The organism is Stenotrophomonas sp., assembly GCF_050737575.1.
Lineage (GTDB): Bacteria > Pseudomonadota > Gammaproteobacteria > Xanthomonadales > Xanthomonadaceae > Stenotrophomonas.
Window position 1 is genome coordinate 189,498 of sequence record NZ_JBOHXW010000001.1, and the last position, 14,620, is coordinate 204,117.

Here is a 14,620-nt window from a genome sequence, read left to right on the forward strand (position 1 = left end):
CCGATTTCCCTTCCTTCGTATCGCGACCCGTCATGGAAAGCCGCAACGCCGAATTGATTCGCAAGCACGCCAAACCGGGCTGCATCGGCCTGTGCGGCACCTCGGACTGGATCGGAAAAACAATCCGCAAGGCGCAGGCGCCACTTACCGATGACGGTCACCGCAGCCTGTGGTCCCACGCGTTTGTGTTCAGCGAACAGCGCCTGGACGGCCACTGGTGGGTGCTGGAATCGGACCTGGATCTGCGCAACCGCCAGCTGCGATTGGGCGCCCAGGAGAATCGCGCCGATCGCTACTTCGACGATGAGGCCTTTCCCAACCTGGCCATTCTCGATTTCGACCTGGATGCCGAACAAACCCGCAAGGTGCAGATCGCCGCGTTGGATCTGCTCGCCGGCTTGTCCAGTTACTCGCTGAGCGAGCTGGTCGGCACGCTGTTTGCGATGCACAGTACCCGCCTGCGTCGGCGCGGCAACCTGCTGTCCAAGGAAGGCGCGCTGTACTGCTCGGCGATGGTGCAACACTGCTACAGCGCGGCCGGCATTGACCTGATGCCCGGCGTGCACGGCAAGAACGTCGCCCCGCAGGACCTGTACGATTCGGCCCTGCCGCACCGCAACCACTCCATCATCCGCGACCTCGGCATTTCCAGCCTGCGGCGCCTCACGCACAGCACGGTTGAGTTGTTGACCACGCCGGTCGAAGATTTTTTCTGAGTCCATGAACACCTCAAACCCGCAACCGACCGTCGTGCCTACCGCGCGACTGTCCAGCTTTTACTTTTTCTACTACGCAGCGCTGGGTGCATTCACCCCGTACTGGAGCCTGTACCTGCAGTCGCGCGGCATGACCGTCACCGCCATCAGCGTGATGATGAGCCTGTGGTACGCCACCCGCGTGATTGCGCCCAGCACCTGGACCTCGCTGGCAGCGGTGTCACCCAAGCCGATCCGCTGGCTGCGCATCGGCTGTGTACTGACCATCATCAGCTTCGTAGGCTTTCTGGTGCCTGCACCGCCGTGGACGCTGTACGCGGTGATGATCGCGTTCTGCTTCTTCTACAACGCGGTGATGCCGCAGTTTGAATCCATCACCCTCACCCACCTGGGCAGCGACAGCCACCGCTACGGCATGATCCGCGTCTGGGGCTCGCTGGGCTTCATTCTGGTGGTGACGCTGTTTGGTTGGCTGATCGAGCGCAACGGCGCCGGCACGCTGCCGTGGATGATGCTGCCGCTGTTCGTACTGTTGGCCGGCTCGGCGTTCTTCAATCGCTATGCGCGCAACATCGGCACGCACAGCCATCACAGCAGCGGCTTCTGGGACATCGTGCGACAGAAGCCGGTGATCGCGTTCTTCATCGCTGCGTTTCTGGAGCAGCTCTCGTTCGGCCCGTATTACACGTTCTTCTCGCTGTACATGGATCACCACGGCTACAGCACCTCGCTGCTGGGGCTGATGTGGACGGTAGGCGTGATCTTCGAGGTGGCGGTGTTCTTCTTCATCGCCCGCTTCTTCCGTCGTTGGGATGCAAGCTGGCTGCTGATCATCTCCATGGCCAGCGCCGCGCTGCGCTGGTGGGCGACCGCGATGTGGCCGGAAAACCTCCCGGTGATGCTGGTCGCGCAGACCACGCATTGCCTCGGCTTTGCGGCGTTTTTTGCGTCGGCCATGCAACTGCTGGCGCGTTACTTCCCCGGCAACCTCAATGGCCACGGCCAAGGGCTGTTCTACGGATTCTCGTCCGGGCTGGGCGGCGTGCTCGGCGCCTTGATTGCCGGCCAGTTGTGGCAGTTCGGCGACGGCAAGGTGGCTTTCATCGTCGGCGGCTTCTTTGCGCTGGCCGGCTCACTGATCGCCTGGTATTGGCTGCCGCCGTCGCGGCAAGCGCGCCGCCAATAAAAAACGGCAGGCTTTTCAGCCTGCCGTTTTTCTTCACGCATCTGGATCAGTGGCGCTTGCCGCTCACCAGACCAGATCGTCCGGCACCTGGAACTGCGGATCGGCATACGGGTCATCGGCAGCCGGCGCGTTCGGGTCCACCTTCAAGGCAACACTCGGCGCGAACAACGCTTCGGCTTCGGCCAGCAGTGCCGCGGTCACCAACAGGTAGCGGCCGTTCTGCTGCAGCACACCCAGCTCGCCGGCGTTGAGCCCCTTGAGCTGCTCGGCGGTGACATAGATGCGTTTGATCTTGCCGCCGTACTCAAAGTGACGCGCGATCTCGGCATTGGCGTCGTTCAACGCCTTGTCCTTGACCAACTCGTCCACCTTGGCGCGCGCTTCACGACGCAGGCGTGCTTCTTCCTGCTTCAGTCGCTCCGCTTCCAGACGCTCGTCCTTCTCACGCTGGGCGCGGATGGCATAGGCCTTGGCCAGATCGATGTCTTCCTGCGAGCGCGGCTTGCGCGGGCCCTGATTCTGCTGAGGCTTACCCGCCTGCGGTCTGCCCGGCTGTTGCGGGCGACCCGCGTGCGGTCGGCCCGGTGCGGGCTTGCCGCCCTGGTCGTGCTTGGCAGCGGTGGGGTTTGGCTTGCCGTGCGGACGGCCATCACGGCGGGTGTCGGGCTTGCGCTCCGGCTTGGGCAAGGTTTTGAAACCCAGCCCAAGGAGCTGGTCACGAAGAGTGTCACTCATGGCGTGCAGTGCTTCTGTATCAGTAGTGCGGGGGTGGTGGTTCGGTGGTCGGATCAGCGGCGTACAACGCCGTGCGCACCTTACCCAGATCATCCAGCAGATGGCGCAGCACATTGCTGTTGCGCGCACCTTCGATGCGAGCGTCAGCCAAGGCTTCGCTCAATTCAGCCAGCGCTTGTTCCTGGAAGGAAACGCGCATCTCCAACTCGACCAGGCGTGCTTCCAGCACCTGTTCGCGTTCGCTCGGAATAGATTCATGCATGCAGGGAACGTCCCCGGCCAATGCCGTAGTAAGCCAGACCAGCCGCTTCGATTTCCTGCGGCTCGTAGATGTTGCGGCCGTCAAAGACGACCGCGTCGCCCAGTGCTTTGCGCATGCGCTCAAAGTCCGGGCTGCGGAATTGTTTCCATTCGGTCACCACGACCAGCGCATCGGCGTTTTCCAACGCGTCATAGGCCGAATCGCAGAACACCAGATCCTGCCGCTCGCCGAAAATACGGCGCGCTTCCGTCATTGCTTCCGGGTCGAACACGCGCACGCTGGCGCCACCTTCCCAGAGCTGTTCCAACAGGCGACGGCTCGGTGCGGCGCGCATATCATCGGTGTTCGGCTTGAACGCCAAACCCCACACCGCAAACGTCTTGCCGCGCACACCCTCATCTTCACCGCGGTCGTAGTGCCGCTGGATCAGGGCAAACAAATGTCCCTTCTGCACGTTGTTGACCGCTTCCACCGCGTCCAGCAAGTGCGGCTGGTGGCCGTACTGCAGCGCGGTGCGGGCCAGTGCCTGCACATCCTTGGGGAAGCACGAGCCACCATAGCCGGCGCCGGGATAGATGAAGTGCCAACCGATGCGCGGGTCCGAACCAATACCCTGACGCACCTGCTCGATATCAGCTCCAACACGTTCGGCGATGTTGGCCATCTCGTTCATGAAACTGATCTTGGTGGCCAGCATTGCGTTGGCCGCGTACTTGGTCAGCTCGGCCGAGCGCACGTCCATTTCCACGACGCGATCACGGTTGCGATTGAACGGCGCATACAGGCGACGCAGCACCGTCACCGCTTCCGGATTGGACGCACCAATCACGATGCGATCCGGACGCATGCAGTCGGCAACCGCATCGCCTTCCTTGAGAAATTCGGGATTGGAAACCACGTCGAACGCGATCTCCTCGCCACGCGCCGCCAGCGCTTCAGCAATGGCGGCACGGACTTTGTCGGCGGTGCCCACCGGCACCGTGGACTTGTTGACCACCACCATCGGCTGCGTCATATGACGGCCAATGGTGCGGGCCACGGCCAGCACGTATTGCAGATCGGCACTGCCATCTTCATCCGGCGGCGTGCCGACCGCGATGAAAACCACTTGCCCATGCGCGATACCGGCAGCGGCATCGGTGGTGAAGGCCAGACGCCCTGCGGCGTGGTTGGCCTTCACCATCGGCTCAAGCCCGGGCTCGTAGATCGGAATGATCCCGCGCCCAAGGCCATCGACCTTGGCCTGGTCGATATCCACGCAGACCACGTCGTGCCCGACTTCGGCCAGGCAGGTCCCGGTAACGAGACCCACATAACCTGTACCGAAAATCGCTACACGCATGACTGCGATTGCTCCGTTCTATTACGGCAGGACGCCCAACAGCTCAACATCGAAGGTGAGCGTGGCGTTCGGGCCGATCGGGCCACCGGGGGTGCCGGCGTCGCCATAGGCCAGTTCGCCCGGAATCCAGAAGCGGTACTTGGAACCCACCGGCATCAGGCCCACGCCTTCGGTCCAGCCCTTGATCACCTGGCTCAGACCGAAATCAATCGGCTCGCCACGCTTGTAGCTGCTGTCGAACACGGTGCCGTCCAGCAGCTTGCCTTCGTAGTTCACACGAACGCGGCTGGTGGCGGTCGGGCGCTCACCGGCGCCGGCACGCAGCACCTGGTACTGCAGGCCCGAAGCGGTGGTCACCACGCCCGGCTGGGTCTTGTTCTTGGCGAGGAAGGCATTGCCCTGCTCACGGTTTGCCTGCGCGGCCTGGCCCTGCTGCGCCTGCGATTCGGCCTGCTTGGTGGCACTGAATGCCTGCAGCACGGCCTGCGATTCTTCGCGGTTCATCAGCGGCGTGCCCTTGGCGAACACGGTGGTGATGGCCTGGAAGACCGAATTCAGGTCGATCTCTTTCTGGATCGGCGCCAGCGACGGGCCCACTGCATAGCTGCCCAGCATCAGGCCGACCTTCTTGCGGTCAACCGCAGGCGGCTGGCTGCCCGGTGCCATGCCCGGCACCTGCTGACCCGAACGGGCCATCATCACGGTGCGCAGCGCCTGGTCGGTCTGCTGTGCTTCTTCCTGCGACATCAGCGGCTGGCCACCGGCAAATGCGTTCTCAACGGCGCGGCGCATTTCGGCCACATCCACTTCAGAAGCAATGGGCTCAAACGAGCTGGCCACATCAACGCCAATGGCGTAACCAATCTTTTCACGATCCGAGGTCAAAACAGACTTCTCCTTGCTGGCTGCCGGCGCGGCAGGTTGTTGCGAAAACACGACCCCGGGGGCCGCCATCGCCAGAATCAGAAGCGACGCTGCTGCGCCGCGCGTTCCCATCTTCATTCGCTGCATTCCTGGAAGTGAACTGACGCCGCCGTGGGCGCGAGGGGCGGTATTGTCGCATGCACACCGCATATGTCGAGGCGATCAGCGCTGCGGAGCAGGTGTGGCCAGTTCACGTTCGATGGCCGCACGCAGCGCCGGGTCATCCGGACGCACCTTGCTGGGGAACTGCGCCACTACCCGGCCATCGCGCGAAACCAGGTATTTGTGGAAATTCCATGCCGGCGCAACGCCGGTGGCACTGGTCAGATCGCGGTACAGCGGCGTGGCCTCCGGGCCGATCACGTGCACCTTCTGGAACATTGGAAACTTGACTCCGTAAGTCAGCGTGCAGAACTCCTGAATCTGCGCCTCGCTGCCCGGCTCCTGTCCCTTGAAGTCATTGGAGGGGAAACCCAGCACGGCGAAGCCACGCCCCGACAGTTCCTGATTGAGAGCCTCCAGGCCTTCGTACTGCGGCGTGAACCCGCACTTGGAGGCCGTATTGACGATCAGCAGCACCTTGCCGCCGTAGGCTTGATTCAGGTTTACATCACCGGCACCGGCCAACGGGCGGAATGCGCGGTCCAACAACGGCCCGGCCATCACACCGGTCGCCGCACCAATGCCCGCCACAAACATCATTCCAATCAGCAACTTGCGAACTTTCATCTTCTTTCTCCGGAGGGGCTTTGCGCATAAATGCGGCATAGGCCATCAGTTGGGTAACTTGGGAGTTGCATGCCGGCGTGTCGGTGTTATAGTTGCATACAACACCAGCCACCCTGCACAGGGGCCGCGATGAGCACACAGCATGGCAAGCACGTTTTTCAGGCAATGGTCGCCTCCGGCGCCCTGCTTCTGCTCGGTTGCGCAGCATCACCGCAAGTCGGTGCTGCCAGCGAGCGGAATTATGCCGCCGAGGTGGCTGGTACTGAGCAGGATGCTACCGCCCAACCCAATGCGAAACGACCGGCACGGCGGATGCGGACAAGTCTGTCCATGCCGTACTTCTCGTTCGCACAGTCGCTGAACCCGCGGAGCTGACCCATGAGCGATATCCAGTGGAGCGATGGCGCTCCCATCTACCGCCAGCTGAAGGATCGCGTGATCGCGATGATGCTGGACGGCATTCTCAAGCCGGGCGATGCCCTGCCCTCGGTCCGGCAGGTTGCCGCCGAATATCAACTCAACCCGATCACCGTCTCGCGTGCCTATCAAGAGCTGGCCGACGAGAATCTGGTCGAGAAGCGCCGTGGCCTTGGCATGTTCATGACCGAGGAGGCTGCGCTGAAACTGCGCGGCAACGAGCGCGAACGTTTTCTCAACGATGAGTGGCCCAACGTGCTGGAGCGCATCCAGCGTCTGGGCTTGACCATGAAAGATCTGCTGCCACCGGGGACCACGCTATGAATGCCGCCGTCGAAGCCGTTATTTCCGCCAAGGGCCTGCGCAAGGTCTACCGGCAGAAGCCGGCGCTGGACAACACCAACTTCACCATCGAGCCGGGCCGCATCGTTGGCCTGATCGGCCCCAACGGCGCCGGCAAGACCACCGCGCTCAAGGCCCTGCTCGGCCTGACCGCGTTTGAAGGCGACCTGCAGGTGCTGGGCATGGACCCGCGCAGCCAGCGCAACGCCCTGATGAATGATGTGTGCTTCATCGCCGACGTGGCGGTGCTGCCGCGCTGGATCCGGGTGAAGGAAGCCATCGACTTCGTCGCCGGCGTGCATCCGCGCTTTGACCGCGCCCGCTGCGAGCGCTTCCTGGCCAACACCAAGCTGCACCCGAAGCAACGCGTGCGTGAAATGTCCAAGGGCATGGTGGTGCAGCTGCATCTGGCGTTGGTGATGGCCATCGACGCCAAGGTGCTGGTGCTGGACGAACCGACCCTGGGCCTGGACATCCTCTACCGCAAGGAGTTCTACCAGCGCCTGCTGGAAGACTACTTCGACGAGCAGAAGACCATCATCGTCACCACCCACCAGGTGGAAGAGATCGAGCACATCCTCACCGACGTGCTGTTCATCCGCGACGGCAAGATCGTGCTGTCGGCCGACATGGAAACCATGTCCGAGCGCTACACCGAAGTCCTGGCCTCGGCCGAAACGCTGGAAGCAGCGCGCGCCCTTGGCCCAATCGACGAACGCAGCCTGCCGTTCGGCAAGACCGTACTGTTGTTCGACGGTGTGGACCGCAACCGCCTGGTCGCTTTGGGCGAAACCCGCAACCCCGGCCTGGCCGACATGTTCGTGGCCATCATGAAGGGAACCTACGCATGAACGCCGCCCACTCCATCTCCCCGCTCAATAAATTCAAGTGGCTGCTCAAGCGCGAGTACTGGGAAAACAAGGGCGGCTTTTTCTGGGCGCCCGTGATTGCCAGCGCCATCTCGCTGACCTTGGCCGTGCTGGCAATCGTGGCCGGGCTGTTCGCAGTGCGCCGTGCCGCCAACCAAGGCGACCTCCACGTCAACGGTGTCAACGTCAACGGTCTCGACGTGAAGATGTTGACCGCACAGATGACGCCGCATGACATGGTGCAATGGGCCAACGGCATGGATTTCACCTTGGTGGTGAGCTCCGCATGGCCGTTCCTGGTGTTGGGCTTCGTGGCGTTTTTCTACTGCCTGGGCGCCCTGTATGACGACCGCCGCGATCGCAGCGTGCTGTTCTGGAAGTCGATGCCGGTGTCCGATGCACAAACCGTACTTTCCAAGGTATTCAGCGCCTTGATCGTGGCGCCGGTGTTCGCGATGTTGATCGGCATCGTGGCGATGTTCACCTTTGCCATCATCATCAGCCTGGTATTGCTGGCCCACGGCGGCAGCCCGATGCAACTGATCTGGGGCCCTGCCAGCCCGATGATCATCGTCGCCGGCCTGATCTGCTGGGTTCCGGTCTATGCCTTGTGGGCACTGCCGACCGCCGGCTGGTTGCTGATGTGCTCGGCCTGGGCCAAGACCAAGCCGTTCCTCTGGGCAGTGATGGTGCCGCTGTTCGCCGGCATCATCGTCAGCTCGATCCAGTTCACCAAGATCGCCGCCATCGATGGCAGTTGGTTCTGGGCGAATGTGGTGGGACGCCTGCTGCTGGGCTTCGTGCCGGGCATCGAGATGGCCTACAAGGCTGACGCCCCGCGTGATGAATCGCTGCAATCGGTGCTGAGCGGGCTGACCCCGGCCGATCAATTCGCCTCGCTGGCCGATCCGCAGTTGTGGATTGGTGCTGTCGTCGGCGTAGTGTTCATCGCTGCCGCCATCTGGCTGCGCAAGCGTCGCGACGAAATCTGACTTTCTTCCGTCATCGCAAGGAAACGAGATGAATATCAAACCCCTTCTGCTCGCCCTTACCCTGCTGCCGATCAGCGCATTCGCCGCTGAGGAGCATTGCAAGTTCAGCCAGCCGCGCGCATTGGACCTGGATCTGAGCGGCGCCAAGGCGGTGGTGTTCGAGGTGAACAGCCACGATCTGCGCTTGCAGGCGACGCAGGGCGCCAAGCCTGCGGTGTCGGGCCGTGCCTGCGCCTCCACCCAGGATCTGCTTGAGCGGCTGACGGTCACGCAGGAGAAGGTGGGCGACAAGCTGGTCGTGAAACTGGCGCGCGACCACCAGGGGCTGAATTTCAACTTCGGCGGCAGCACCTACTCGTATCTGGATCTGTCCGGCACCTTGCCGGACGACATCCTGGTCCAGCTGAAGGTCGGCTCCGGTGATGCGTCCTTGACCGGCGCCCGCTCCATGAGCGCCGATGTCGGTTCCGGTGACGTGGTGGCCCGCGACATCAAGGAGCTGGCTACCACGGCGGTGGGTTCAGGCGATGCGGAGTTCTACAACGTCGGCTCGCTGTATGTGTTGTCGGTGGGCTCGGGCGACGTCAAGGCGCGCGAGGTACGCGGTGATGTACGGGTCGGCACGGTCGGTTCCGGCGATGTCGAGCTGCGTGGCGTGCAGGGCGCGGTCAGCATCGAGAGCATCGGCTCCGGCGATGTGGATGTCAGTGATGCACACGGCGCGGTGACGCTAGGTGAGGTGGGCTCGGGCGATCTGGAAGTGCGCAACGCGGCCAGCCTCAGCGTGCAGCGCGTGGGCAGCGGTTCGGTCAATCACTCCGGCATTACCGGTGCGGTCAGCCTGCCCAAGAAGCGTTGATTCCTCATCTTTATTGATCTGCAACGGAAGCTGCCCATGAACAAGATCAAGACGCCGCTCATCGCACTGCTGCTGTGTCTGCCGCTGGCAGCGCAAGCCAACCCACCATCGGCGGGCGTAAACGCCGAGATCAAACGTGAAATGGCCAACAGTCGCGATGAAGTGCGCGCGGAAATGGCCACCGCCCGCGCCGAACTGGAAACCGAAAACCTTTCCTTGGGCAACAGCTTCAATATCGGCAAGCGCTCGCAGGCCAAGTCGTCGAATAAGGACCTGCCCGACGCGCACATCACGCCGGCCGGGGAACTCGTCATCGACGGCAAGACAGTGGCCACCAACGCCCAACAGCGCCAGTTGTTGCTGGACTATCGCGGCCAGGTGCTGGGCATCGCGAAAGCCGGTATCGACGTCGGCGAGAAAGCCGCCATGGCGGCGTTGCAGGCCACCGACGTCTCGATATTCAGCCTGATCGTCGGCGGGCTCACTGGCGGACTGGAACGTCGCGTCGAAACGCTGGTGAAGGAGCACATCGAACCGATGGTGTCGCAGATCTGCCAGCGCCTGCCGGCGGTATTGGTATCGCAGCAGGCACTGGCCACCAGCATCCCCCAGTTCCAGCCCTACGCGAACCTGGACCAGGAAGACATCGACAGCTGCGACAGCGAACTCCGCCACACCATCGCGCAGCACTAAGCCCACCGCCATCTAGAGGAGCCTTTGCCATGAACCTGCGCACACCTTTGTTGACCGCCCTGCTCTGCCTGCCGCTGATGGCCTGCGGCGAGCGCCCGCAAGCCAACTCTGCCGGCGCGGACACCACGCTCGGCCAGAAGGTGCGCGAAGCCACCAACGACGCCCGCAAGGAACTGGCGGAAAGCAACATCAGCATATCCGGCACCGGCGACACCAAGGTGGAAATCTCACCCAAGGGCGATCTGCTGATCAACAGCACGCCGGTGGTCTTGAATGACAGCCAGCGCGCGCTGGCACTGCAGTACCGCCAGCAAGTGCTGAGCGTGGCTGAAGCCGGCATTGAAGTTGGCATTCAGGGCGCAAACCTGGGCGCGCGTGCCGCCGGTGAAGCACTGAAGGGCATTTTCTCTGGCGATGCAGAAAAAATTGAAGCACGCATCAACGCCGAAGCCGCCAAGCTCGAAGCCAGCGCCTCGAAAATCTGCGATCAGCTGCCGGCCATGCTGGCCACCCAGCAGCAATTGGCCGCCGCGATCCCGGAGTTCAAGCCGTACGCAAAGATGGATCAAAGCGACATCACCGACTGCCGCGACGGCCACGTCACCGTGCGCTGACCCGCAAATGACTGCTCCGGCTCGCACAGCGCGCGCCGGAGCAGCCTGCACGGCGGGGGCGGTAGAATGCGGCCTCCGCCGTTGATGTCTGTACCGTCATGAAAAAACTGCTTCTGCTCGTTCTGGTTGCTTTCGCCGTGCTGGCTACCAGCTGTGACCGTGAGAAGTACGCTGCGCACCGCAGTGAACGCAGCAAGCCCAAGACCGAAGTCGCAACGGACCGCGTCGCCATCCGCCGCGCGCCGTATCCGAACCTGGACATCCTGCCCAGCGGCCAGCTGCGTGTGGACGACATCGAAATCCCGATGAACGACGAGCAGCGCGCGCTGCTGCAGACCAGCTTCGTCAGGCTGCAGATCCTGCGCCAGAACACGCTGACCGATGCAGCCAGCGCACCGCAACCCGCAGCAAAAGAACGCAGCCTGCCAATCGTGATTCCCAAGGGCCAAGAGCCGTTCCCGGCCGATCTGGCGCAGCGCATTCCCGAGTTCAAGGAATACAGCGAAGCGTTGGCTAATCCGCGGGCGTTGTATTGAGGCTAAGCCTGCATTTGTACGCGCGCTGATGCTGGAAGACATTTGCAGGCGGACTGGTGCCGAAAGACACGAGCGGCCAACCGCTACTCCCTTCTCCCTTTTGAGGGGTGAAGGCATGCGGCTTACGAGCCACTGGCTCGTGCATGACTGAACGCCTCGCACGCTGTGCGAGGCCGGGGCGCGGAGCGAGGTGCCCCGAAGGGGCGGATGAGGGGAGCTTTTTGCTCTACATGCTTTAAGAGCGCCCCTCACCCCAACCCCTCTCCCGTAAACGGAAGAGGGGCTTTTAGAGCGAAGCCAAAGCTCTTGCTACCTACTCACTGCTCGTGAATACCACCCAGCGTCAGTGCCGCCGGGTCCAGCAGCCGCTTCAGTTCGGCCTCGGACAACCCACTGTCCTCCAGCGCCACTTCCAGCACCGGCCGCTGTTCCTTGTAGGCGCGCTTGGCGATGGCCGCCGCCTTCTCATACCCAATGATCGGGTTGAGCGCCGTCACCAGGATGGGATTGCGCGCCAGTGTTTCGCGAACGCGGTCCTGTTTGACCACCAAGCCAACGAACACCTTGTCGGCCAGCAGGTTCATCACGCTGGACAGCAGCTGGATCGAATCCAGCAGGTTGGCGGCGATCAGCGGCAGCGTCACGTTCAACTGGAAATTGCCGGTCTGCCCGGCCACGGTGATCGCGGTGTGGTGGCCAATCACCTGCGCCGCCGCCATGACCGTGGCTTCCGGAATCACCGGGTTGACCTTGCCCGGCATGATCGAGCTGCCCGGCTGCAGTGCCGGCAGTTCCACTTCGCCCAATCCGGCCAGCGGACCGGCATTCATCCAGCGCAGGTCGTTGGCGATCTTGATCAGCGCCACCGCCAAGGCATTGAGCTGACCTGAAACCTCCACCGCGTCGTCCTGCGCGGCCAGCCCCTCGAACTTGTTTTCTGCGCTGTCGAACTTCACCCCGGTGGTGGTCGACAACACCTTGGCGACCTTGCCGCCAAAACGCGGATCGGCATTGATACCGGTGCCGATGGCGGTGCCGCCAAGCGGCAACCGGCGCAGGCGCTTGAGTGAATCTTCAATGCGCGCCTGCGCCGATTCCAGCTGCGCCGACCACGCGCCAAACTCCTGCGCGAAGGTCAGCGGCATCGCGTCCATCAAATGGGTGCGGCCGGTCTTGACCACTTTGCCGAGCGTGCGCGCGCGTTTGTCGATGGTCTTGCGCAGGTGCTTGAGCGCCGGCAACAGGTCTTCCACCGTGGCCAGCTGTGCCGAGACGCGGATGGCGGTGGGGATCACGTCATTGGAGCTCTGCCCCAGATTGACGTGGTCATTCGGGTGCACGGCGGTCTTGCCGGCCTTGCCGCCCTGATTGGCCAAGGTCGCGATGACCTCGTTGGCATTCATGTTCGACGAGGTGCCCGAGCCGGTCTGGTAGACGTCAATCGGGAAATGCGCGTCGTGGGCGCCGTCGGCCACTTCCTGCGCGGCGGCCTGGATGGCCTTGCCCACGCCCTTGGGCAGCAGGCCCAGACCGGTGTTCACCTCGGCGGCGGCACCTTTGATCAGACCCAGCGCGCGGATGAAGGCCCGGGGCATGCGTTGCCCGGACACCGGGAAATTCTGTACCGCGCGCTGGGTCTGCGCGCCCCACAGGGCATCGGCGGGCACCTGCAGCTCGCCCATGCTGTCGTGTTCCGTCCGGAACCCTTTGTTGGAACCTTTGCTCATCATCAACTCCGCACTACTTTCGTTGGGGAAAGGGAAGCTACGGCTGGCATTGGGCAGACTTCCCCGGCTGGCGGCTGCCGTCACGATACGCCCCGGGCTGGGCGAAGGCACCTGCGACGGCCGGGATTCTGCGACCCACCGGCGGTGACCTCGCCGGGCAGCGTAGAATGTGCGCCCCCGCCACTGCCCCAATGCCCGCCGACATGACGGAATCCACGTTGCTCGCCCTGTCCCCGCTTGATGGCCGCTACGCCAGCAAGGTTGACGCCCTGCGCCCGATCTTCTCCGAGTACGGCCTGATCAAGGCCCGCGTGAAGGTGGAAATTGAATGGCTGCTGGCGCTGGCTGCCGAGCCGGGCATCAGCGAACTGGCCGACTTCACTGCCGCTGGCAAAGCCAAGCTGCGCGCACTGGCCGAGGGCTTCTCGGTCGACAACGCCGCCCGCGTCAAGGAAATCGAGCGCACCACCAACCACGACGTCAAAGCCGTGGAGTACTTCATCAAGGAACAGCTCAAGGACGATGCCGAGCTGGCCCCGGCGCTGGAATTCGTGCATTTCGCCTGCACCAGCGAGGACATCAACAACCTGTCCTACGGCCTGATGCTGAGCCAGGCACGCAGCCAGGTGCTGCTGCCCACCTACACCGGCATTGCCGCCTCGCTGCGCAAGCTGGCCCACGAGCAGGCCGAGCAGCCGATGCTGTCGCGCACCCACGGCCAGACCGCCTCGCCGACTACGCTGGGCAAGGAACTGGCCAACGTCGTCGCCCGCCTGGAGCGTCAGATCCGCCAGATTGGCGCGGTCGAGCTGACCGGCAAGATCAACGGCGCGGTCGGCAACTACAACGCCCACGTCGTCTCCTACCCGGCGGTGGACTGGCCGGCCTTCGCCGAGCGCTTCGTCACCTCGCTGGGCCTGGTGTTCAACCCATACACCACGCAGATCGAGCCGCACGACAACGTGGCCGAAATCGGCGATGCCGCCCGTCGCGCCAACACCATTCTGGTGGACCTGTCGCGCGACATCTGGGGCTACATCTCGCTGGGCTACTTCAAGCAGAAGCTCAAGGAAGGCGAAGTCGGTTCCTCGACCATGCCGCACAAGGTCAACCCGATCGACTTTGAGAACGCCGAAGGCAATTTCGGCATCGCCAATGCGCTGTTCGAGCACTTCAGCGCCAAGTTGCCGATCAGCCGCTGGCAGCGCGACCTCACCGACTCCACTGTGCTGCGCGCCGTGGGCACCGCCTTCGGCCACGGCCAGGTCGGCCTGGAATCGCTGGCCAAGGGCCTGGGCAAGCTGACCGTGAATCCGGAGCGCCTCAATGCCGATCTGGATGCTGCCTGGGAAGTGCTGGCAGAAGCCGTGCAGACGGTGATGCGCCGCCACGGCCTGCCGAACCCGTACGAGCAATTGAAAGCCCTGACCCGCGGTCACGGCATCACCGCCGATTCGATGCGGGAGTTCATCGAATCGCTGGACCTGCCGGCGGACGCCAAACAGCGCCTGCGCGAGCTGACCCCGGGTGGTTATGTGGGTTTGGCAGCGGAACTGGCCAAGGCCATCTAAGTTTTAAGTTTCAAGCGACTTGAGTACCTCCAGAAGAGCCGGCATTGCCGGCTCTTCTGCGTTTTGAGCATCGCTGTTGCTAGCTGAAGCTTCCCCTCACCCCAAC

Annotated in this window: 16 protein-coding genes; 10 read left to right on the forward strand and 6 right to left on the reverse strand. The window is 63.2% G+C overall.

Annotated elements, in window-relative coordinates; translation table 11 throughout:
• Nucleotides 1-32 precede the first annotated feature (32 nt).
• Both ACREP4_RS00830 and ACREP4_RS00835 read left to right on the forward strand, forming a co-directional pair.
• Nucleotides 33-716, forward strand: a complete 684-nt coding sequence (locus tag ACREP4_RS00830) for a hypothetical protein (protein WP_431594316.1) — start codon at nucleotides 33-35, stop codon at nucleotides 714-716.
• Nucleotides 717-720: 4 nt separating this feature from the next.
• Entirely contained in the window at nucleotides 721-1,902 is a 1,182-nt protein-coding gene (locus ACREP4_RS00835) for an MFS transporter (protein WP_431594317.1), read from the forward strand.
• A gap of 63 nt (nucleotides 1,903-1,965) precedes the next feature.
• Here ACREP4_RS00835 and ACREP4_RS00840 read toward each other — a convergent pair whose 3' ends face one another.
• The 5 genes from ACREP4_RS00840 to ACREP4_RS00860 form a co-directional block, all read right to left on the reverse strand.
• On the reverse strand, nucleotides 1,966-2,637 hold the full coding sequence (locus ACREP4_RS00840) for a DUF2058 domain-containing protein (RefSeq protein WP_431594318.1): 672 nt from the start codon (nucleotides 2,635-2,637) through the stop codon (nucleotides 1,966-1,968).
• A gap of 19 nt (nucleotides 2,638-2,656) precedes the next feature.
• Complete coding sequence (locus ACREP4_RS00845) at nucleotides 2,657-2,899, reverse strand: SlyX family protein (protein WP_431594319.1); 243 nt, start codon at nucleotides 2,897-2,899, stop codon at nucleotides 2,657-2,659.
• On the reverse strand, nucleotides 2,892-4,241 hold the full coding sequence (locus ACREP4_RS00850) for a UDP-glucose dehydrogenase family protein (RefSeq protein WP_431594320.1): 1,350 nt from the start codon (nucleotides 4,239-4,241) through the stop codon (nucleotides 2,892-2,894). The genes ACREP4_RS00845 and ACREP4_RS00850 overlap by 8 nt, the downstream gene beginning before the upstream one ends.
• A gap of 21 nt (nucleotides 4,242-4,262) precedes the next feature.
• Nucleotides 4,263-5,243, reverse strand: coding sequence for an FKBP-type peptidyl-prolyl cis-trans isomerase N-terminal domain-containing protein (locus tag ACREP4_RS00855; RefSeq protein ID WP_431594321.1), 981 nt, complete (start codon nucleotides 5,241-5,243; stop codon nucleotides 4,263-4,265).
• Nucleotides 5,244-5,327: 84 nt separating this feature from the next.
• Nucleotides 5,328-5,864 carry a glutathione peroxidase gene (locus ACREP4_RS00860; protein WP_431594760.1) on the reverse strand — a complete coding sequence of 179 codons (537 nt, stop codon included), beginning with the start codon at nucleotides 5,862-5,864 and terminating at the stop codon, nucleotides 5,328-5,330.
• Nucleotides 5,865-6,272: 408 nt separating this feature from the next.
• Here ACREP4_RS00860 and ACREP4_RS00865 point away from each other — a divergent pair, with 408 nt between their 5' ends.
• The 7 genes from ACREP4_RS00865 to ACREP4_RS00895 all read left to right on the forward strand — a co-directional run bounded on the left by ACREP4_RS00865 (nucleotide 6,273) and on the right by ACREP4_RS00895 (nucleotide 11,216).
• Nucleotides 6,273-6,635: a GntR family transcriptional regulator gene (locus ACREP4_RS00865; RefSeq protein ID WP_431594322.1), complete on the forward strand. Its 363-nt coding sequence runs from the start codon at nucleotides 6,273-6,275 to the stop codon at nucleotides 6,633-6,635.
• A complete protein-coding gene (locus ACREP4_RS00870) occupies nucleotides 6,632-7,504 on the forward strand; it encodes an ABC transporter ATP-binding protein (RefSeq protein WP_431594323.1) in 873 nt (290 codons plus the stop codon). Before ACREP4_RS00865 ends, ACREP4_RS00870 begins: the two co-directional genes overlap by 4 nt.
• Nucleotides 7,501-8,514 (forward strand): hypothetical protein, encoded by a 1,014-nt coding sequence (locus ACREP4_RS00875; protein ID WP_431594324.1) that lies wholly within the window; start codon nucleotides 7,501-7,503, stop codon nucleotides 8,512-8,514. Before ACREP4_RS00870 ends, ACREP4_RS00875 begins: the two co-directional genes overlap by 4 nt.
• A 28-nt stretch (nucleotides 8,515-8,542) precedes the next feature.
• On the forward strand, nucleotides 8,543-9,373 hold the full coding sequence (locus tag ACREP4_RS00880; protein ID WP_431594325.1) for a DUF4097 family beta strand repeat-containing protein: 831 nt from the start codon (nucleotides 8,543-8,545) through the stop codon (nucleotides 9,371-9,373).
• 36 nt (nucleotides 9,374-9,409) lie between these two features.
• Nucleotides 9,410-10,066 carry a hypothetical protein gene (locus ACREP4_RS00885; RefSeq protein WP_431594326.1) on the forward strand — a complete coding sequence of 219 codons (657 nt, stop codon included), beginning with the start codon at nucleotides 9,410-9,412 and terminating at the stop codon, nucleotides 10,064-10,066.
• Nucleotides 10,067-10,095: 29 nt separating this feature from the next.
• Nucleotides 10,096-10,680, forward strand: coding sequence for a DUF2884 family protein (locus ACREP4_RS00890; RefSeq protein WP_431594327.1), 585 nt, complete (start codon nucleotides 10,096-10,098; stop codon nucleotides 10,678-10,680).
• 98 nt (nucleotides 10,681-10,778) lie between these two features.
• A complete protein-coding gene (locus tag ACREP4_RS00895; RefSeq protein WP_431594328.1) occupies nucleotides 10,779-11,216 on the forward strand; it encodes a hypothetical protein in 438 nt (145 codons plus the stop codon).
• A gap of 317 nt (nucleotides 11,217-11,533) precedes the next feature.
• On the opposite strand, the gene ACREP4_RS00900 is transcribed toward ACREP4_RS00895, so the two are convergent.
• Nucleotides 11,534-12,943: a class II fumarate hydratase gene (locus ACREP4_RS00900; protein ID WP_431594329.1), complete on the reverse strand. Its 1,410-nt coding sequence runs from the start codon at nucleotides 12,941-12,943 to the stop codon at nucleotides 11,534-11,536.
• 203 nt (nucleotides 12,944-13,146) lie between these two features.
• Between ACREP4_RS00900 and purB the strand changes: the two genes are divergently transcribed.
• Entirely contained in the window at nucleotides 13,147-14,514 is a 1,368-nt protein-coding gene (gene purB / locus ACREP4_RS00905; RefSeq protein WP_431594330.1) for an adenylosuccinate lyase, read from the forward strand.
• The last annotated feature ends 106 nt before the right edge of the window (nucleotides 14,515-14,620 follow it).

Excerpts from the sequence above, each read along its gene's own strand:
- ACREP4_RS00870 (WP_431594323.1), top strand. The coding sequence starts at position 6,632 with ATGAATGCCGCCGTCGAAGCCGTTATTTCCGCCAAGGGCCTGCGCAAG.
- purB (WP_431594330.1), top strand. The coding sequence starts at position 13,147 with ATGACGGAATCCACGTTGCTCGCCCTGTCCCCGCTTGATGGCCGCTAC.
- ACREP4_RS00855 (WP_431594321.1), bottom strand. The coding sequence starts at position 5,243 with ATGAAGATGGGAACGCGCGGCGCAGCAGCGTCGCTTCTGATTCTGGCG.
- ACREP4_RS00850 (WP_431594320.1), bottom strand. The coding sequence starts at position 4,241 with ATGCGTGTAGCGATTTTCGGTACAGGTTATGTGGGTCTCGTTACCGGG.
- ACREP4_RS00890 (WP_431594327.1), top strand. The coding sequence starts at position 10,096 with ATGAACCTGCGCACACCTTTGTTGACCGCCCTGCTCTGCCTGCCGCTG.
- ACREP4_RS00860 (WP_431594760.1), bottom strand. The coding sequence starts at position 5,864 with ATGTTTGTGGCGGGCATTGGTGCGGCGACCGGTGTGATGGCCGGGCCG.
- ACREP4_RS00885 (WP_431594326.1), top strand. The coding sequence starts at position 9,410 with ATGAACAAGATCAAGACGCCGCTCATCGCACTGCTGCTGTGTCTGCCG.
- ACREP4_RS00835 (WP_431594317.1), top strand. The coding sequence starts at position 721 with ATGAACACCTCAAACCCGCAACCGACCGTCGTGCCTACCGCGCGACTG.
- ACREP4_RS00845 (WP_431594319.1), bottom strand. The coding sequence starts at position 2,899 with ATGCATGAATCTATTCCGAGCGAACGCGAACAGGTGCTGGAAGCACGC.
- ACREP4_RS00875 (WP_431594324.1), top strand. The coding sequence starts at position 7,501 with ATGAACGCCGCCCACTCCATCTCCCCGCTCAATAAATTCAAGTGGCTG.
- ACREP4_RS00880 (WP_431594325.1), top strand. The coding sequence starts at position 8,543 with ATGAATATCAAACCCCTTCTGCTCGCCCTTACCCTGCTGCCGATCAGC.
- ACREP4_RS00895 (WP_431594328.1), top strand. The coding sequence starts at position 10,779 with ATGAAAAAACTGCTTCTGCTCGTTCTGGTTGCTTTCGCCGTGCTGGCT.
- ACREP4_RS00900 (WP_431594329.1), bottom strand. The coding sequence starts at position 12,943 with ATGAGCAAAGGTTCCAACAAAGGGTTCCGGACGGAACACGACAGCATG.
- ACREP4_RS00865 (WP_431594322.1), top strand. The coding sequence starts at position 6,273 with ATGAGCGATATCCAGTGGAGCGATGGCGCTCCCATCTACCGCCAGCTG.
- ACREP4_RS00840 (WP_431594318.1), bottom strand. The coding sequence starts at position 2,637 with ATGAGTGACACTCTTCGTGACCAGCTCCTTGGGCTGGGTTTCAAAACC.
- ACREP4_RS00830 (WP_431594316.1), top strand. The coding sequence starts at position 33 with ATGGAAAGCCGCAACGCCGAATTGATTCGCAAGCACGCCAAACCGGGC.